Source organism: Streptomyces sp. NPDC059788, assembly GCF_042732265.1.
Lineage (GTDB): Bacteria > Actinomycetota > Actinomycetes > Streptomycetales > Streptomycetaceae > Streptomyces.
This window is the reverse complement of sequence record NZ_JBHWHY010000082.1, coordinates 1-19,268: the sequence shown is the minus strand read 5'-3', so window position 1 is coordinate 19,268 and position 19,268 is coordinate 1. Positions and strand designations below refer to the sequence as shown.

Sequence of the window (19,268 nt, the reverse complement as noted above, 5' to 3'; positions counted from 1 at the left end):
GGCGGTCCCGCGATGCCCAAGATCGTGCACACCGACTCGGTCTTCCGCGTCGACCCGGTCAAGCCCCCGGACTACGCGGAGGCCAATCCGCTGCTGAAGCTGCTGGGCCTGGTCGAGCGCGCCCGGTTCGCCGCCGAGCGCGAACTGTACGAACCGGCCTCGCTCCAGTACCTGTTCCCGCTGCGCACGCTCCAGCTGTACGGGCCCGCCTCGCCGAACCAGGACCAGCTGGACCCGGAGCAGCAGGACGACAAGAGCGACTTCCAGAAGCAGAACGTCCGCGACTTCACCCTCGCCGACACCCGGGCGGTGCGCGGCTGGGCCGAGATCGGCGACTGGCGCGGCCCGTTCCTCCAGCTGTCCTACCGGGGCGGCCCGGACTCCGCGCTGTGGCGCGAGGCGGGCCAGCTCGGCGACGCCATCGGGTGTGTGCTCTCCGTCCAGGGCAGCCGTCCGGTGCCCGTCCGGGTGCCGTACGACGAGGAGAGCGACTTCTACACCGTCGAGCTGTGGGGCCGGGTCGGTGACGGGCTGCGCGACCTGCTGGGTCCGCGCGGCCGGACCGCGCTGGACTCCGGGCTGCTGCAGCCGCGTCCGGACCTCGTCACCGGCCTGGGCCAGGACTTCCTGCGCGACCAGATGACCAACCAGGACCTGCGGCTGGTCGCGCCGCGGCACGCCATGCACCCGGTGCTGCCCTGCTACGCCGACGTGCGCTGGACCGCGAGCCCGGACGGCGCCGGACCGGCCGACCCGCCGGCCGGGTCGGTGCGGCTGGGCTTCGAGATGAAGGTACGCGGCTGGGAGAACTACCTCGGTGTCGGTACGAGCCCCAATCCGCACGGCGGCGTCGGCTTCCTGGAGTACCGCACGCTCTTCAGCGAGTACGGCCGCTGGGCGGGCACCGACGACCTGCGGCGCGCCCTGGAGCCGTACAACCTCGACGCGTTCGGCCGCAAGGGCCGCGCGAGCGGCGACGTGGAGCCGTTCCTCGCCGTCACCTACATGGACCTGCACGTCCTGGACCCGGCCTGCGGCATCGGCCTGCACCGGCACCGGGACAACCAGGAGGTCTTCCTGATGCTGGAGGGCGACGGGCTGATGGTGGTCGGCGACTGGGCCGACTCCGGCAGCCGGGTGCGCTCCTTCGAGGTGCGGCGGCTGCCCGCCGGTCACCTCGCCCTGCTCAAGGGCGGCAACCTGCACGGGCTGATGAACCCCGCGGACCAGCGGGCGTCCCTCTTCATGTTCGGCGGTTACGACTGATGTCCGTCCCCGGTGCCCCGCCCGTGCCCGGCGACCCGTACCGGCCCGGCGCCCACTGGGACGGCGAGGGCACCTCCTTCGCCGTGTACTCCTCGGCGGGCGCGTACGGCGGCTCCGTCGAGCTGTGCCTGCCCGGCGAGGACGGTGAGCGGCGGGTGCCGATGGCGGTGGACTGCGACATCTGGCACACGTACCTGCCGGGCGTGCGCCCCGGCCAGAGCTACGGCTACCGCGCGCACGGCCCGTTCGCGCCCGCGCGCGGCCTGCGCTTCGACCCGTCCAGGCTGCTGCTCGACCCGTACGCCAAGGTTCTCAAGCCGGTGGGGGAACGCGCGCTGCTGCCACTGGTCGCGGACACGGCGTTCGACTGGGGTGACGACCGGGCGCCGCGCCACCCGTGGTCGCGGACGTTCCTGTACGAGACGCACGTCAAGGGCCTGACCGCGCGGCACCCCGACGTCCCGCCGCCGCTGCGGGGCACGTACGCCGGGCTGGCGCACCCCTCCGTCACCGGGCACCTGGGCCGCCTCGGCGTGACCGCGGTCGAGCTGATGCCGGTGCAGCAGTTCCTGCCCGAGCCGTTCCTGCTGGAGCGCGGTCTGACCAACTACTGGGGCTACTCCACGATCGGTTTCTTCGCGCCGCACGCCGCGTACAGCTCGGCGGGCCGCGAGGGCGGCCAGATCACCGAGTTCAAGGCCATGGTCAAAGCCCTGCACGCCGCCGGGATCGAGGTGATCCTCGACGTCGTCTACAACCACACCGCCGAGGGCCCGCCGGACGATCCGGCGCTGTGCTTCCGCGGGCTGGCCAACGAGATCTACTACCGGCTGGACCCCGCCGACCCGTCCCGGTACATCGACACCACCGGCACCCGCAACACCCTCAACGCCGGCCGTCCCGAAGTGCTGCGCCTGATCATGGACTCGCTGCGCTACTGGGTCACCGAGATGCACGTGGACGGCTTCCGCTTCGACCTCGCGGCGACCCTGGCCCGCCAGTACGGCTATGTCGACCGCCTCGCCGCCTTCTTCCACCTGCTCTACCAGGACCCGGTCGTCGGCCGCGTCAAACTCATCGCCGAGCCCTGGGACGTGGGCGCGCCCGACAGCTACCAGGTGGGCCGCTTCCCGCCCGGCTGGAACGAGTGGAACGACCGCTACCGGGACACCGTGCGCGACTTCTGGCGGGGCCGCCCGGCCGTCGGCGACCTGGCGAGCCGGATCGCCGGCTCCGCCGACCTCTACGCCCCCGAACGGCGCGGCCCGGACGCCTCCATCAACTTCGTCACCTGCCACGACGGCATGACCCTGACGGACCTGGTGACGTACGGGCGCAAGCACAACGAGGCCAACGGCGAGAACAACCGGGACGGCACGGACGACAACCGGTCGGCCAACTACGGTGTGGAGGGCCCGACCAGGGACCCGGCCATCACCTCCGTACGCGAACGCCAGCGCCGCAACATGCTCGCCACCCTGCTGCTGTCGCAGGGCTGCACCATGCTGTACGGCGGCGACGAACTGGGGCGTACGCAGGGCGGCAACAACAACGCGTACTGCCAGGACAATGCCACGAGTTGGTACGACTGGTCGGCGCCCACCCCGCTCACCGACTTCGTATGCCGGGCGGTCGCCCTGCAACGCGGCCACCCGGTGCTCCGGCGCACCGGCTTCCTGACCGGTACCGGCGATCCCCCGGACATCGCCTGGTACGACCGCGACGGCCGCCCGATGACGCCGGCCCGCTGGCAGGACCCGGCCACCCGCTTCCTCGCCTTCCTGTTCGCCGGGGACCGCGCGGCGGCTCCGGACACCGACCTTCTGGCGCTGCTCAACTCCGGTGCGGACGCGGTGGACTTCCCCGTACCGGGACGGCTGGGCGCGGTGTACGAAGTGGTGCTCGACACCACGGCGCCGGACGGCGCGCCGTCTGCTTCGGCCACGCTGAAGACGGGGGACGTGTGCACCGTGCCCGCGCGCACGGTCCTGGTCGCGACGGCGGAACTGCCGGGCGCTCGACACCGCCCGTAGAGTGCGCGGGTCAGTACTCCACCGCAGGCCAGGGAACCAGGGGGACCGGGAATGCCCGCCACCAGACCGATACAGCCGCTTCCGCTCGCGGCGACCGTGCTCACCGGCACGGTCGCGCTCTACATGGCACTCGTCGCGTTCGGCAACATCACCGACTTCGGCACCAACCAGGCGTTCGTCCAGCACGTCCTGGCCATGGACACCACCTTCAAGGACCCGGACCTGATGTGGCGGGCCGTCGAGTCGCGCACGCTCCAGGACATCGCGTACGTCCTGATCATCGCCTGGGAGACGGTGACGGCACTGGCACTGGCCGCGGCGGCCTTCCTGTGGGCACAGGAGCTGCGCGGGTCCACCGGGTACGCCCGCGCGCGGCGCGTGAGCACCGCCGGGCTGCTGATGATGCTGCTGCTCTTCGGCGCCGGGTTCATCGCGGTCGGCGGGGAGTGGTTCGCGATGTGGCAGTCGAAGAGCTGGAACGGGCTGGACGCCGCCACACGCAACTTCGTGATCGCTGGTGTCGCCCTGGTGGTCGTACACCTGCGGGCGGCGGACGAGCGGTAGGGGCACCCGTCGGCCTCGCCCACGTACCCGGTCTCACCACTCGACGCGGTAGTCGGTCAGCCACGCGTCGGCGCCACCGCCGCCGCGTTCGACGCTGCGCGGCAGCATCACGTCGCGGACCAGCCGCCGCAGCGTTCCCGGGGCCGACCGGCGGGCCATCAGCGCGCTCTGCGCCACCACCCGCTCCACGCGGGCGCGGCGCAGTTCCTCGTACGCGCCGAAGGCCCGCCGGGGTTCGGGCCGGTCGCGCAGGCACTTGGCCAGTACGACGGCGTCCTCGATGGCCATGGAGGCGCCCTGGGCGGCGTTGGGCGCTGCGGCGTGTGCCGCGTCGCCGATGATCACCATGGTGTCGGAGAACCACCGCGGCGTGGCGGCGAGGTCGTAGGCGTGCGAGGCGACGATGTGCTCGCCGGTGGCGCGGACGACGTCGGCGGCCGGGGTACGGTCGCCGTCGAGGAGGGCCACGACACGGTGCCGCCACTGGTCGGCCGTGACGGCGGCCAGATCCTGCCGGGACCGTTCGGGGCCCGGCACGTTGGCGAACCACCACACCTCGCCGTCCGGTGCCGCCGTGGCGCCGAAGAAGGCCCGCCTGCCGTAGATCATGGTGTAGGTGTCGGGCGCGGACGGCGGTTTGACGTCGCGGGTGTAGCCGCAGACGGTGTTCTGGCCGGTGTAGCGGGGGCGGGGCGCGGCCGGGTCGATCAGCTTGCGGACGACCGAGTGGATGCCGTCCGCGCCGATCAGCAGGTCGCCCTCGGCGTGGCTGCCGTCGCCGAAGGAGGCGACCACCCGGCGGTCGCTGACGGTCTCGGCGGCGACCAGCCGCTTGCCGTGCCGGACGGCGATCCCGCGGCGGCGCGCCTCGTCGTGCAGGACCCGGTAGAGGGTGGCGCGGGTGAGCGTACGGGGTCCCACGTCCGTGGCGTCGGCGGAGCGCGCGAGGGGACGCTCACCGAGGCGTTTGCCGGTGCCGCTGTAGAACTCCACCCGCTCGGCGGGGAAGGAGTTGGCGACGACCGGCCCGTGGGCCCCGATGACGCGCAGCGCCGCCATCCCGTTGGCGAAGACGACGAGGAAGGCGCCCACGTCGTCGGCGCCGGTCTCGTACGCCTCGAACACCTCCGCGTCGATGCCCGCCTTCTGCAGGGCCATCGCGGTGACCGCTCCCGCGATGCCACCACCGATGATCAGGGCGTTGGTCATGGCGCTCCCCCAGGTGAATGGCCCTCGGCGGCGCGCGGACCCGCGCCGCCGCCTTCCACGATGCCGCCGGCCGGCGGCGGGAGCCAGACCCCGTACGGGGGGCCGGGGCCTGGTTCCCGCCGAGCGCGGGTGGCCGGTTCCCGGCTTACCGGGGCCGGCCACCCGGCGGCTCACCCCGCCGCGTACACGTCCTCCACGTAACGTCCGGCGGCCGTCAGATCGCGCAGCCACGCCTCGGCCTCTTCGTCCGTGGCGCCCGTGCGGGACGTGTGGAGTGCGCGGAAGGCGGCCCGTACGCCCGGTGCCATGCGGCTGCCGTCGCCGCAGACGTACACCCGCGCGCCCGCGTCCAGCAGGGCGCCCACCTCGTCGGCCTCGGCGGCGACGCGGTGCTGGACGTAGCGGCAGTCGCCTTCGGGGCGGGCGCTGAAGGCCGGGCGCAGTGATACCGCGCCGGCGGCCTCGGCGGCCCGTAGTTCGTCGGCGTGGAGGTAGTCGGCGTCGGGGGCGTCGCAGCCGAAGTAGAGGAGAGCGGGGGCAGATCGGCCGTCCGGTGCGGCGGCCAGGCGGTCGGCCACGGCGCCGCGGAAGGGGGCGAGGCCGGTGCCGGCCGCGATCAGGATGACCGGTGCCGGGTCGGCGGGGTCGATGCGGAACGCCTCCCGGCAGGGCTGGACGCGGGCCAGGACGGTGTCGCCGGGCTTGAGCGTGTGCAGATGGCCGGAGCCGGTGCCGCCGGGCAGCAGCGACACCATCAGGTCGGCGTGGCGCGGGTCGGCGGCGGGCGAGGAGGACAGGGAGTAGTGGCGGATGCGCAGCGCGGGCAGCAGGTCGAGGATCACCGGCCAGGGCAGCGCGCCGCGCAGTGCCGGGTGTTCCTCGATGAGGTCGAGGACGCTGCGCGGGTCGTCGTCGGCGACCGTCTGGAGGGCGGCGCGCTCGGGCGGGCAGGGGTTGTGGGCGGCGAGCAGCGCGCGCTGTTCCGGTGTCGGCCGCGCGCCCAGCTCCACGTGGCGGGTGAGCAGTTCGCGTACGGTCAGCGGCCGGTCGACGGGCAGTGTGTCCCGGCCGGAGCGGGCCGCGCCCGCGCGGATGTCGAGGACGGTGTCCGGGTCCACGCCCAGCACCCGCGCGGCGCGCTCGACGGCCGCCGGGCCGTTTGCGGGGAGGACGGCGAGGTGGTCGGCGGTGCGGTAGGTGACGCCGTCGGGCAGGGCGAGCCGCAGGAAGCGCTTGACCCGGGGGTGGCCGGGTGCGGTGAGGTCGCGGGCTTCGGTGACCGTCATCGGCTGGAGGCCGTGGCGGGCGGCGAGCGCGTCCAGGGGGCCGCCGGTGACCTCGCGGACGGTGTACGCGTCCGTCGCGGCCGCGTCGCCGCCCGCCGCGCCGATGCTCGCGGGGTCGCCGTAGCGCACCATCAGCTCGGTGCGCAGCGCGGCCGTGAACGCCTTGACGGCGCCGTTGAGGTCGCCCGACGCGTCGGCCTCGCCGCGCGGCAGCAGCCGCTCGGCGCCCAGGTCCGCCAGCCGTTCGTCGAGCAGGGTGGGTATGCGCTGGTAGGTGGCGGCCCAGTTGCGGTCGCCGACCCCGAGGACGGCGTACGGCACGCCGTCGGCGCGTGCCTCGTCGCTGCCGATCCACTCCATGAAGCGCGCGGCGTCGTCCGTCGGCTGCCCGTTGTAGGACGCGGTGACGATCACGACCGGGCGGTCCGTGGGAAGGGCGCCGGCCGCGGCGTCCAGCGGGGCCACCTCGGGGGTGAAGCCGAGGCCGGTGGCCTCGTCGGCGAGGCGTTCGGCGAAGTCGCGGCAGGTGCCGTAGTTGGTGCCGTGCAGGAGCAGCAGGCCGGTGTCCTGGCGGGCCCGCGTCGGCAGGCCGTCGTCCGCGTCCGGCTCCGTGCCGTCCCCTTCCGCCGCTCCGCCGGGCAGCACCGCGAGCGCGGCGCGCACGGCCGCCCGGTCCGCGGCCGTGCGCCGGCCGGGGATGAGCGTGAAGTCGTCCGGCTTGAGGGTCAGCGTCTCCTTGATGCGCAGCTGGTAGTCCGTGTGGTCGATGAGGCGGTAGCGGTGCACCAGCATGGCGAGCAGCATCGTCGCCTCGTGCAGCGCGAACTGCCGCCCGATGCAGGCGCGTTCGCCCGTGCCGAAGGGCTTGTACGCGTGCGGGGAGCGGGCCGCCTCGGCCTCCGGGGCGAACCGTGTGGGGTCGAACAGCTCCGGGTTGTCGCCCCAGACCGGGTCGCGGTGCAGCATCGGCGTGAGCACGCTGACCAGCTGGCCGGCCCGCAGCGGGTAGCGCCCGCCGAGCAGGGTGTCCGTACGGGCCTGGCGGGTGAAGGCGGCGGCGGTGGGCCACAGCCGCAGTGCCTCGTTGAGGACCTGCCGGGTGAAGGGCAGCCGCCCGATGTCCTCGAAGGACGGGTCGGGGTCGTCCTGGTCGCCCCACAGCTCGTCCGCCTCGCGCTGGGCCAGGCGCAGCGCGGCCGGGTCCTTGAGCAGGTGGTACAGGGCGAAGGACAGCGCACCGGAGGTCGTCTCGTGGCCGGCGATGAGGAAGGTGATGACCTGGTTGCGGATGTTGGCGAGGTCGAGGGTCGTGCCGTCGGCCGGGTGGGTGGCGCCGAGCATCAGCCCGAGCAGGTCGTCGGAGGACTCGTCCGCGCCGCCGCCCTCGCCCGTACGGGAGGCGATGACCTCGTCGACGACCGAGGCCAGGTAGTCCGCGTCCGTCTGGAAGGCGGCGTCCTCCTCGGTGTAGTCGCCGCCCGGCTCCCGGCTCATCCGGTTCATGCTCCACTCCAGGCAGCGCACCATCGCCTCGACGAAGGGGTGCGGGGTGTCCCGGCCGAACGACTCGAAGTCGAAGCCGAAGCCCGCCAGGCCGATGGTGTCGAGCGTCATGCGGGTCATGTCGTCGGGGACGTCGACGGGCCCGCCCTCGGCAGCGCGCCGGTCCCAGCTGCCGATCACCCGGCGGGCCACCTTCAGCATCGCGGGGTGGTAGGTGCGCATGGAGCCGAGCGCGAAGGCCGGCATGAGGATGTCGTGCGCCTTGGCCCAGTTCGGTTCCTCGTTGTACGCGGTGAACAGGCCGTCACCGGCGAACTCGCGGACGTTCTCCAGGGCGATCGAGACGCCCTTGGCGAAGCGGTCCTCGTCGGCCAGCTCGGTGACCAGCTCCAGCGAGGAGACGAACATCGCCTCGTGGCCGTGCAGTCGGCGCCGGAACACCGGCCCGTGCTCGCGGGCCAGGTCCATGGCCTGCTGAAGGGGGGTGGAGGTGAGTCCGGTGGCCGACAGGTCGACGACCGGCACCTCCTCGGAGGGGCGCACCGCGCCGTCGGCCGCCTGGAACGGGATCGTCTCGGTCATGACTCAAGCGTGACCCGCCCGGTGTACCGTGCGACGCCGGGTAACTGCATGATTGTGCAGTGGTTTTTCGCTGTCCGCTCTTGCGGCCGGACCGGAGAAGGAGCAATGGACGACGCGACGGCGGACGGCCAGGCGGGCCCGTGGCGCAATTACTTCCTGATCCTGCTCGACCGCATCCCGGTGCCGATCGCGGTGTGCAGGGCCCACGGCGAGGTGCTGATCGCCAATCCGGCGATGGCCGCCGAGTGGGGCACCGCCCCCGGGCAACTGCGCGGCCGCAACCTGCTGGATCTCTTCCACCCCCGCTCCCAGGCGCAGATGGACCGCCTGGGCGAGGCGCTGCGCCTGGGCCGCAGGTCCCGCTATCCGGTCGAGGTGCACTGGCGGGTCGGCGCGGACGGCACCGAGCGGGAGGGCGAATTGACGGTCGATCCGGTCGGCGACCCGTCGGATACCCCGCCCACGCTGCTGGCCCTGCTCCGTGTCCACGAGCCCCCGCCCGCCGGCCCGGCGCCGGAGCGCGACGCGGCCAGTCCCGTCGAGACCCGCATCCTCGCCCTGGCCGCCTCCGGTGCCACCACCGCCGCCATCGGGAGCCACCTCGGCCTCACCGTCGACGGCGTCAACTACCACCTCACCCGCGTCGCCCGGCGCTGGCGTGTCCAGGGCCGCACCGCCCTGGTGGCCAAGGCGTACGTCCTCGGCGTCCTGGCCCCCGGCGTCTGGCCGCCGGCGGCGGCGGTCCCGGCGCGCGAGCCTTCGGGAGGGCGGGGAGCGCCTCAGGAGGGGGCGCCCGAGCCCTCGTCCGCCCCTGATGCCGCCTGCCGCAAAGATCCACGAATCCGCCCGAAACACCCCCTGTCCGGTGGTACGGGAGACGAGTAGCGTCGAGCGCCCTTCTTCCGTACGGAGGGTGTCCTGCCATGGCCGACACCGTGAGTCACACGCAGTACGAGAGGTACGAGGGCGGCAGCCCGGAGGCGGAGCGGGTGGTCTTCGAGGAGCTGGCGCGGCAGTTGATGCGGGTGCAGCTGAAGAACCGGAAGGCCGGCGGGGCGCACGGTGTCGAGCGGGCCTTCCACGCCAAGGCGGTGCTGGGGGTGGAGAACGCCCGGCTGCGGTTCGACACGGACCTGCCCGCCGCGCTGGCCACGGGGTTCGCGCAGCCGGGCGCGGAGTATCCGGCGGTGGTGCGGCTGTCGAACGCGAGCGGTACGGCGCAGCCGGACATCGCGCCCGATCTGCGCGGGATCGCGGTACGCGTCGAGGTGTCGGCGGAGGAGACGCACGACCTGCTGGCGACCAGCTTCCCGGTCTCGCACGCCCGGGACGCGCGGGAGTTCGTGGCGTTCGCCAAGGCGATGGCGGGGGCCGAGAGCACGCTGCAGAAGGCGTTCGGGCTGCTGGTGAAGCTGCCGCTGGCGGTGGGCTGGGGCACGGCCGCGCGGATGCGCCGCAACGTACGGGCGGCCACCCGGCACGTGGTCGGATCGCTGGCGCGGGAGACGTACTGGAGCCGGGGCGCGGTCATGTGGGGCGACGCCGGACCGGTCCGCTACCAGCTGCGGCCCGCGCCGGGCGGCGCCCCCGCGCCCCGGCCGGACCGGCACGACCCCGACCTGCTGCGCCACGAGCTGGCGGGGCGGCTGGCCCTGGCCGACGTCGAGTTCGAGCTGTGCGTGCAGCGGTACGTGAACGACAGGCGCACGCCCATCGAGGACGGCGCGGCGCAGTGGCGGGAGGCGGACGCGCCGGTCGTCCCGGTCGGGCGGCTGACGATCCCGCGGCAGGACGTCACCACCGCCGAGGCCCGCTCCGCGGCCCGCCGGGTGGACGCGCTGGCGTTCAACCCCTGGCACACCACGGACGAGTTCCGCCCGCTGGGCAACCTGAACCGGGCGCGCAAGGCCGCCTACCGGGCGAGCGCAGGGCACCGGCTCGGCATCCGCTTCCGTACGGAGGAGCCGCTGCGCAACACCGTCCTCGGCGTACCCGTGCGGGCGGCCTTCCGGGCCGTCAACCGGTATGTGCCGTGGCACCGGCTGCCGCTGAACCTGAGCCTGCTCAACCTGATCGCACTGCGGCAGGCGCTGCGCCGCTTCAACCTCATCGACACCGAGATCCCGGAAGCGCCGCCGCAGGCCGTGCCGGTGCCGGAGACGGTGGACGAGGGCGCGCGGACGGCCCGTACGTACGACGGTTCGTCCACCGACCTGTCGGAGCCGCGGATGGGCGCGATCGGTTCCACCTTCGGCCGCAACCTGCGGCCGGTGCACCGGCCGGACCTGGACCTCGTCCCGAACCCGGTCACGACCGCGCGCCGGCTGCTGCACCGCACGGCGTTCCAGCCGGCGTCGTCGCTGAACATCCTCGCCGCGGCGTGGATTCAGTTCCAGGTGCACGACTGGGTCAACCACCGGCGGTACAAGCCCGGCGAGCGGTCGGTGGAGATCCCGATGCCGCCCGGCAGCGCCTGGACGAACACGCCGGGCGGGCCGCCGGAGGACGTGATGCGCTTCGCCGAGAACATCGGCGTGGAGCGGCCCGGGGAGCCGCCGCTGCTGTTCACCAACACCACCACGCCGTGGTGGGACGGTTCGGAGGTGTACGGCGGCGACGAGGCCACCGCGCGCTCGCTGCGCGAGCCGGACAGCGCCAGGCTGCGCCTGGAGGACGGGCACCTGCCGGTCGGCGCGGGCGGCATCCCGCTCACCGGCTTCAACGAGAACTGGTGGCTGGGTCTGAGCGTGATGCACACGCTCTTCGCCCGGGAGCACAACGCGCTGTGCGACGCGCTGCACGCCGAGTACCCGGCCATGGGCCAGGACCGCGTCCACCACACCGCCCGGCTGATCGTCGCGGCGCTGATCGCGAAGATCCACACGGTGGAGTGGACGCCGGCGATCCTGGCCACCGAGGCCATCGACGTGGGTCTGAAGACGAACTGGCAGGGCCCGCCCGACAAGTGGCTGAGCAGGCTGGGGCTGTGGCTGGTCGAGTCGCACGCCCTGCGCGGCATCCCCGAGACGCTGCCGGACCACCACAAGGTGCCGTACTCCCTGACCGAGGACTTCGTCACCGTCTACCGGATGCACCCGCTGATCCCGGACGACTACGAGCTGCGCGAGCACCGCTTCGGGCAGCGCCTGGAGACCGTCACGTTCGACGACATCCAGGGCAGGGCGGCCGAGGGCGTGGCCCGCAAGACCGGGCTGACCGACACGCTGTACTCGCTCGGCATCGCCCACCCCGGCGCGATCACCCTGCACAACTACCCGCAGGCGCTGACCCGCTTCGAGCGGGACGGGGAGCTGATCGACCTGTCGGTGGTCGACCTCGTACGGACCCGGCGGCGCGGGGTGCCGCGCTACAACGACTTCCGCGCCGGGCTGCACAAGGCGCGGGTGCGCCGCTTCGAGGACATCAGCTCCGATCCGGAGACGGTCGCGCAGCTCAAGGAGGTCTACCGGGACGTCGACGAGGTCGACACGATGGTGGGGCTGTTCGCCGAGAACCCGCCGGAGGGCTTCGGCTTCAGCGACACCGCCTTCCGGGTCTTCATCCTGATGGCGACCCGGCGCATCCAGTCGGACCGGTTCCTGACCGTCGACTTCCGGCCGGAGCTGTACACACCGCTCGGGATGGACTGGATCGCCCGCGGCGGTATGAACTCGGTCATCCTGCGGCACTGTCCGGAGCTGGCCGCGATGCTGCCGCGCGACGCGAGCGCCTTCGCGCCGTGGCGGCCGGTGCTCCCGGCGCGCGGCGGCGCGGGTTCGTGAGGGGCCCGCACCGCGCCACCGGGGGCCGCGCGGGGCCCGCCCGGGTCCCGCGCGGCCCTGTGTAAAGCACACGTAAGGCGCCCGATAACCTCCTTACGTGGAGGAGAACACGCCCGCGCCCTTCGAGCGCGGTACGGACGGCCCGAAGGTCATCGTCGTCGGCGTCGACGGCTCGGACTCGTCGTGGCGCGCCGCCGCCTACGCGGCGGGGCTGGCCCGTCGGCAGGGGTCCAAGCTGGCCCTGGTGTACGTCCAGCCGGTGCTGCCGGCCGGGGCGGCGATGGGGGCGCCGATAGCGGACGCGACGAACGAGGTCGCCGACGAGCTGATGGCGGAGATCCGCGCGGCGACGGAGCGGGTGCAGGGCACGTACGACCTGCGCTGGGAGTTCCACACGCTGCGCGGCGACCCGTACTCGGGCATGGTGCAGATGGCCGACGAGCTGACGGCGGACGCCGTGGTGGTGGGGGCCTCGGAGTCCGCGGGGCACCGGATCATGGGGTCGGTGGCGGTACGGCTGGTGAAGGCCGGGCGGTGGCCGGTGACGGTCGTTCCGTAGCGGGGGAGGAGCTTTCCGGAGCGCGGCCGTACCGTGATCGCGGGGGGGGGTGCTCCGGGCGGTGGCCTTGCCACGTCGGCAGAGAGCTCTCCGGGCGGTGGCCGTCCCGTGACCGCACGGAGTTCGCCGGGTACCCGCATGCCCGGGGGCGGCGATTTTCGGCCACCGTGGCGGCCGGAATGCAGGGGTCATCCAGATTGGTCTGGACCACAAAGGTGGGGGCGGTTAGGGTCCTTTCCGTACGGCGCACCGGCCGTACGGTTCCCGCTCCGCCCTGCTCACAGCACCGCCCTGCCGGTTCGGTCCGGCGCGCTCCGGCTCGGGACGCGCACCCCCGGCAGCACCCCGCTTCGCTCCCCCGCCAGCTCTGCCCCTGGGACCGGTCCATGATCGAAATCGTGGTCGTACTCCGGGTCGAGGACGCCGTCCTCGACTTCCTCTCCGTCCTCACCGACCCCGACCCCGGCGGCGGCCCGGCCGCCGTGGTGCTCGCCGACCGCGGCGACATCGTCCCCCTGCCCGCCGGTACGGCACCGGCCCAACGGCTCGCGCTGCTCACGCCGTACGTGCGGCCGGCCGAGGAGGACGCCGCCTCGCCCGGCCCCGCCGCCCTCACCGCCCTCGTACGCCGGGCCGCCGACGGCCACTCCGCCCGCGTGTGGACCCACTCCCCGGCCGACAACCGGCGCAGCCGGGGCCGCGTCGGCCGCGACACCGCCATCGCCTGCACCCGACTGGCGGACACCGCCGGTGCGACCGCCGCGCCGGTGCTGACCGTGCGGCACGCCGTCGGCTACTCCCCCTACCTCCAGTTCGTCAGCGACCTCGACCGTCCGCTGGGCCGCGCACAGATCGCGGCCAAACTGGACTTCGTCAACGACGCGGCCCCGGGGCTGCTCGACACCCGGTCGCCCGAATTCATGGTGCAGACCCCGCGCATCCCGGCCGCCGAGCGGTTCTTCGGCGCCGACCCCGGCGAACGCGAACGGCTCTTCGCCCTGCTCGCCAGCCTGGACGACGAGGCCGCCGCCGTCGCCGACCCGTGGGAGTTCGCCACCTCGCCGTACGAGGCCCGGCGCCTGGACACGACCGCCGCGTGGGTGCGGCGGCACTGCCCGCCCGGCGGGGCACCGCTGGTGGAAGTCGGCGCCTGCGAAGGCGCGCTGACGTCCCGGCTCGCGGCGGACGGCTTCGGCGTGTACGCCACCGAGCCCAACCCGCACTTCCGCGCACGGCTCGCCACCGCGCAGCGGGACACCGCGCACGTGCGGGTCGGCGACGAGGACCTCGCCGGGCTGGCCAAGGACGGCCCCGACGGGGCCGCTTACCTGCTGGTCGAGATGCTCTACTACGGCCAGGACCTGGCGCTGCTCGACGACCTGCCCACCGGCCTGCTCTTCCTCGCCCTGGAACCGGAGGCGCTGGACACGCGGCTGCGGCCGTGGCTCGCCGCGTCCACGGTGTGGCGGACGGTGGAGGAGACCCGGCTCGTCGCGCCCCGGGTGGAGCCGGTCTGCGGCGGTCGCGCGTACCTGAGCAAGCGCGGCAGCGTCGGACTCGCCCTGCGCCGGACCGGCAGCTGACCCCGCCGGGCCTGCCCCGCCCGCCGTTCCCTTCCCGCCGCGCCGTCACCGGCCCCGGCCCGGCCGCCCGCCGGGCTGCCGCCGCCCACTTCGCCCCGTACCGGAAGGCCCCCATGCGCGCCGACATCTCCCTGGTCAACGCCTGCCTGCTCCCCGCCTACGCGGGCCGCTCGCCCGCCGACTGGATGCTGCGCGCGGCCGACGAGGGCCTGGCGGGCGTCGCCCTGTTCGGGACCAACTTCCCCACCGGAGCCGGCCCGTTGCGCGAGGAGGTCACCGCCCCGCTGCGCGCGGTACGCCCGGACCTGCTGATCGCGCTGGACGAGGAAGGCGGTGACGTGACCCGGCTCGACTACCGCCGGGGCAGCGTCCACCCGGGCAGCCACGCCCTCGGCGCCGTCGACGACGTCGCGCTCACCCGGGAGGTCGGCGCGGCGATCGCCCGCGACCTGCGGGCCGAGGGCGTCAACCTCTGCCTGGCCCCCTGCGCGGACGTCAACTCACGCCCCGACAACCCCATCATCGGCGTCCGCTCCTTCGGCGACCGCCCCGACCTGGTGGCGCGGCACACCGCGGCGAGCGTCCGGGGCATCCAGGACCACGGCGTGGCCGCCACCGTCAAGCACTTCCCCGGGCACGGCGACACCCGTACCGACTCGCACTCCGAACTGCCGGACATCGACCGCGACGAAGCGTCGCTCGACGCGGTGGACCTGCCGCCGTTCCGCGCCGGGATCGAGGCCGGCGCCAAGGCGGTGATGACCGGTCACATCCGGCTGTCGCGGCTCGACGGCCTGCCCGCGACGCTGAGCCGTCGCATCGTCACCGGCCTGCTGCGCGAACAGCTCGGCTACCGGGGCGTGGTGATGACCGACGCACTGGAGATGGCGCCGATCGTACGGCGCTGGGGCTACGGCGGCGCGGCCGTCGCCGCGCTGGCCGCCGGGGCGGACCTCGTGGTGCTCGGGGCGACCGACGGCGAGAAACTGCTGCCCGAGGTGCACGAGGCCGTCCAGGAGGCGCTGGACCAGGGCACGCTCACGCTGGAGCGGGTGGCGGAGGCGGCCTGCCGGGTCGCGTCGCTGCGCGCCTGGGCCGACCCGGCCAGACGCCCCGGAGCGCCGGACACCGGCCGGGCCGCGGCGGACGGCCACCGCGACCCCGTCGGCCTGGTCGCCGCGCGCCGGGCCCTGCTGGCACACGGCGTCCCCCGGGCCGCGGACGGCCGCCGCCTGCACACCGTACGGCTGGCCACCGTGGCCAACATGGCCGTGGGCGAGGCACCGTGGGGACTGGAGGCACCGCTCCGCGGCCTCGGGGCCCTCGCGTCCGCCACCGACGTGGCGCCCGGCACCGACCCGGCCGCGATCGCCGCGCCCCCGGCCGACGGCGGCCCGCTCGCGGTCGTCGTACGGGACGCGGAGCGCGACCCCTGGCAGCGCGCGGTCCTGCGGACACTGCGCGCCCGGCGCCCGGACCTGGTCACCGTGGACATGGGCCTGGCCCCGGCCGGCCCGCTGCCCGCCGACACCCCCGCGACGCTGTTCACCCGCGGCGCCGGACTGGCCAACGCCACCGCCGCGGCGGAGTACCTGACCGGCCGCGCCTGGCGCGGTTCGCTGCGCGCATGAGCACCCGCCGGGCCCGCGCCGGGACAGCGGTCCCGCCCCGCGACGGGAGCGTACCGACCGTCCCCCGGGCCGCGGGCGCGGGGACGCCGACCGGGTACGGACAAGGAGCGAGAAGCGTGTACGACCACTGCGTGGGCCTCGGCTACCACTGCGAGTCCACGTACCAGATCCGGCGTGTCACCGGGGTCGCCCGCGCCCACTTCTTCGACTGGCTCGACCTCGACTTCGAGTCGGTCGTCGAGGCCGTCGCGGCGGACTTCCGCAACGTGCTGCGCCCCGGCCTGGTCGAGCCGTTCGACGAGGGCCGGTGCGCCCTGGACCGCGGCTCCGACATCCGCTTCTACCACGAGTTCCACCCCGCGGCGGGCGCCGGGACACCGCTCACCCAGCGGGACATCGACGCCCAGCTGCCCCGTGTGCGGGCGAAGTTCGCCGCCCTGGCGGGACGCTGGCGTGCCCTCGCCGGTTCCTCGGCCCGCGTGCTGTACGTCCATCACGACGCCTGGGACGAACTGACCGCCGCCGACCTGCGCCGGCTGCGCGCGGCGATCGCGGCGCAGCACCCCGGCCACCGCTTCGACCTGCACTGGCTGCGCCGCACCGCCCCGCCCGACGCCGCCCTGCTCGGCCCCGGCATCACCTGGGACACCGTCGCCGCCGCCCCCGGCCGCTGGGAGGGCGACGACGACGCGTGGGACGCGGCCCTCACCCCCGTACTCGCCCCGCCCGAACCCGGCCTCCTGTCCGCCGCCCGCCCCAGCACTAAGGAACTTGCATGACGACTCCCCCGCCGCGCACCGTCATCCTCTCCCCACACTTCGACGACGCCGCCCTCTCCCTGGCGGGCCTGATCCCCCGGCTCCCGGCCCCGGTGACCGTGGTGACCGTGTTCGGCGGCGCGCCTGCCGCCCACCACGCCGTCTCCTGGTGGGACAGCACCTGCGGCTTCTCCACCACCGCCGAGGCCCACCGCACCCGGCTCGCCGAGGACGCGCGGGCCGCCGCGCTGCTCGGCGTGGACCAGGCCGTACTGGACCACCCCGACGGCCCGTACGGCGAAGACGACGAACTGGAGGGCATAGACGCCTACTTGGGCGCCCTGCCCACGCCGTTCCCGCTCGTCCTCCTGCCGATCGGCACCAACCAGCGCGACCACCAGCGGGTGCGCGACCGCGCCCTGCGCGTCCTCGACGGGCTGGGCGCGCCGCTGCCGCTCCTGTACGCCGACCTGCCCTACACCGGCCACCTGCCCGAGTGGGGCACCCCGGACACCGACCGCGCCCTCGGCGGCGACGAGACCTACGGACTCGCCTACCAGGACCTGCTGACCCGCTACCGCCTCGACCTCGCGCACGACCTCGTCCTCGACGACGCGCAGTGGGCCCGCAAGCGGGAGACGGTGGTCTGCTACGGCTCGCAGCTCGCCCCGCTGGCCATCGACCACGGCAGCCTGCTGGCCCGGGGCGGGCCGCTGCGCGCCGAGCGCGTCTGGTCGCCGACGCGCCGCCCGCGGCCCGCCGGGGCGGGCTCATGAGCGCGCCCGGCACCGCGCCACCCGTGCTGGAGGCGCGGGACCTGGTCAAGGAGTACCGCCGCGGCCGGGTCGTGGACGGCGTACGGCTGACCGTCCGCGAGGGCGAGCGGGTGGGGCTGCTCGGCCCCAACGGAGCGGGCAAGACGACCACCCTGCTGATGTGCCTGGGCGCGGTCTCGCCGGACGCCGGCAGTGTGCACGTCCTGGGCCACCGGCTGCCCGCCGGGCGCCCGGCCGCCATGCGCGGCGTGGGTTTCTCGGCCGGCTACCTGCCGCTCCCCGACCGCCTGCGGGTGCGGGAGTACCTGCGGCTGTACGCGGACCTGTACGGGCTGCGCGCCCCGGGGGCGGCCGTGGAGAAGGCCCTGGAGCACTTCGGCATCGGTCATCTGGCCACCGCCATCGGCACCGAGCTGTCCAGCGGTCAGCGCACCCTGGTGGGCATCGCCAAGGCGTCCCTGCACACGCCCCGCCTGCTGGTCCTGGACGAGCCGACCGCGGCGCTGGACCCGGACATCGCCCTGCGCGTCCGTACCGGGCTGCTGGAGCTGTGTGCCCGTCACGGCACGGCGCTGCTGGTCACCAGCCACGACATGGTCGAGGTGGAGCGGCTGTGCGAACGGGTGGTCTTCCTGGCGGCCGGGCGGGTGACCGCGGACGGCACGCCGCAGGAGGTGGCGCGGCAGTTCGCCCAGAGCGACCTGGAGGGGGTCTTCCTGCACCTCGCGGAGGCCCGGGACCGCGAGCGGGACGGTGCCGGGGCACGGGCCGCCGCCGACCGGGAAGGGGCCGGTGCCGTATGAGCGCCGTCGAGGCCCCCGGCCTGCGCACGCCCGCCGCGGCCAGCGCGTACCGCGTCCGCGCCGTCGCCCGCCGCCACTGGCTGGTACTGCGCCGCAGCCCGCACCGGATCTTCGACGTGCTGGTGTGGCCGGTCGTCGACACGCTGCTGTACGGCTCCATCGGCCTGTTCGCCGCGAAGGCGGCCGGCGGCGGAGCGGAGGCGGGCGCCGCCGACCTGGGCACCGGCCCCACCTTCGCGGTGTTCCTGCTCAGCGGCACCGTCCTGTGGCACCTGGTCCACCAGACGCAGATCTCGCTGGCCACCGGCTTCCTGGAGGAGACCTGGTCACGCAATGTGATCGGGCTGCTCACCACACCGCTGCGCGGCTGGGAGTACCTGGCCGGAGTGGGGCTGTTCGCCCTGGTCCGTACGGCGCTGAGCACCCTAGCGGTGGCCGCGCTGGCCTTCGGCGCGTACGCCTTCGACGTGACGTCCCTGGGCCTGGGGCTGATCCCCGTCGCCGCACTGCTCCTGCTGTGCGGCTGGGCGGTGGCCCTCGCGGTGGTGGGCCTGGTGCTGCGCTACGGCAGCGGGGCGGAGGCCCTGGTCTGGGGCGGGCTCTCGGTGGTGATGCCGCTGTCCGGCGTCTTCTACCCGGTCTCGACCCTGCCCGCGCCGCTCCGGCCGGTCGCCGAGGCCCTGCCCACGACCCATGTCTTCGCGGCCGGGCGGGCCCTGGCCGGCGGCGGTCCCACCCCGTGGCACGAGCTGGCCGTGGCCACGCTGGGCACCTTCGCGCTGCTGGTCCTGGCCCTGTTCTTCCTGGGCCGGATGGTGGCCGCCTTCCGGCGCCGCGGCCTGGTCACCCGGTACTCGTGACAGGGCCGGTACTGGTGACAGGGCCGGGCGCGGCGCCCCCCCCGGCCCCCCGCCCCGGGGGGGCGCCCCCCCC

General features: G+C 74.4%; 13 protein-coding genes and 1 pseudogene. 12 read left to right on the top strand and 2 right to left on the bottom strand.

From position 1 onward, the window contains the following. Positions 1-12 precede the first annotated feature (12 nt). From ACFV57_RS40750 to ACFV57_RS40740, 3 genes are read left to right on the top strand one after another with little or no spacing between them, the layout of a single operon-like run. Positions 13-1,266, top strand: coding sequence for a hypothetical protein (locus ACFV57_RS40750; RefSeq protein ID WP_385243719.1), 1,254 nt, complete (start codon positions 13-15; stop codon positions 1,264-1,266). Next, positions 1,266-3,299, top strand: coding sequence for a glycogen debranching protein GlgX (gene glgX / locus ACFV57_RS40745; RefSeq protein WP_385243716.1), 2,034 nt, complete (start codon positions 1,266-1,268; stop codon positions 3,297-3,299). The genes ACFV57_RS40750 and glgX overlap by 1 nt, the downstream gene beginning before the upstream one ends. Before the next feature lie 51 nt (positions 3,300-3,350). Continuing rightward, positions 3,351-3,863 (top strand): DUF2165 domain-containing protein, encoded by a 513-nt coding sequence (locus ACFV57_RS40740; protein WP_385243714.1) that lies wholly within the window; start codon positions 3,351-3,353, stop codon positions 3,861-3,863. A 33-nt stretch (positions 3,864-3,896) separates the two neighbouring features. On the opposite strand, the gene ACFV57_RS40735 is transcribed toward ACFV57_RS40740, so the two are convergent. Further along, complete coding sequence (locus ACFV57_RS40735) at positions 3,897-5,072, bottom strand: FAD-dependent monooxygenase (protein WP_385243711.1); 1,176 nt, start codon at positions 5,070-5,072, stop codon at positions 3,897-3,899. Positions 5,073-5,242: 170 nt separating this feature from the next. Next, positions 5,243-8,443, bottom strand: coding sequence for a bifunctional cytochrome P450/NADPH--P450 reductase (locus ACFV57_RS40730; protein WP_385243708.1), 3,201 nt, complete (start codon positions 8,441-8,443; stop codon positions 5,243-5,245). 105 nt (positions 8,444-8,548) lie between these two features. Between ACFV57_RS40730 and ACFV57_RS40725 the strand changes: the two are divergent. The 9 genes and pseudogenes from ACFV57_RS40725 to ACFV57_RS40685 form a co-directional block, all read left to right on the top strand. Further along, positions 8,549-9,184: pseudogene (locus tag ACFV57_RS40725) on the top strand (PAS domain-containing protein); the annotation flags it as partial. 182 nt (positions 9,185-9,366) lie between these two features. Continuing rightward, positions 9,367-12,225, top strand: coding sequence for a peroxidase family protein (locus tag ACFV57_RS40720; protein WP_385243705.1), 2,859 nt, complete (start codon positions 9,367-9,369; stop codon positions 12,223-12,225). Between the two features lie 97 nt (positions 12,226-12,322). Further along, entirely contained in the window at positions 12,323-12,784 is a 462-nt protein-coding gene (locus ACFV57_RS40715; protein WP_385243702.1) for a universal stress protein, read from the top strand. A gap of 386 nt (positions 12,785-13,170) precedes the next feature. Continuing rightward, on the top strand, positions 13,171-14,367 hold the full coding sequence (locus ACFV57_RS40710; protein ID WP_385243699.1) for a hypothetical protein: 1,197 nt from the start codon (positions 13,171-13,173) through the stop codon (positions 14,365-14,367). 113 nt (positions 14,368-14,480) lie between these two features. Beyond that, positions 14,481-15,998 (top strand): glycoside hydrolase family 3 protein, encoded by a 1,518-nt coding sequence (locus ACFV57_RS40705; RefSeq protein ID WP_385243696.1) that lies wholly within the window; start codon positions 14,481-14,483, stop codon positions 15,996-15,998. Positions 15,999-16,114: 116 nt separating this feature from the next. Next, positions 16,115-16,777: a papain-like cysteine peptidase gene (locus ACFV57_RS40700; protein WP_385243693.1), complete on the top strand. Its 663-nt coding sequence runs from the start codon at positions 16,115-16,117 to the stop codon at positions 16,775-16,777. Then, positions 16,774-17,532, top strand: coding sequence for a PIG-L deacetylase family protein (locus ACFV57_RS40695; protein ID WP_385243690.1), 759 nt, complete (start codon positions 16,774-16,776; stop codon positions 17,530-17,532). The genes ACFV57_RS40700 and ACFV57_RS40695 overlap by 4 nt, the downstream gene beginning before the upstream one ends. Continuing rightward, positions 17,529-18,335: an ABC transporter ATP-binding protein gene (locus tag ACFV57_RS40690; RefSeq protein ID WP_385243687.1), complete on the top strand. Its 807-nt coding sequence runs from the start codon at positions 17,529-17,531 to the stop codon at positions 18,333-18,335. Before ACFV57_RS40695 ends, ACFV57_RS40690 begins: the two co-directional genes overlap by 4 nt. Beyond that, positions 18,332-19,195: an ABC transporter permease gene (locus tag ACFV57_RS40685; protein WP_385243684.1), complete on the top strand. Its 864-nt coding sequence runs from the start codon at positions 18,332-18,334 to the stop codon at positions 19,193-19,195. The genes ACFV57_RS40690 and ACFV57_RS40685 overlap by 4 nt, the downstream gene beginning before the upstream one ends. The last annotated feature ends 73 nt before the right edge of the window (positions 19,196-19,268 follow it).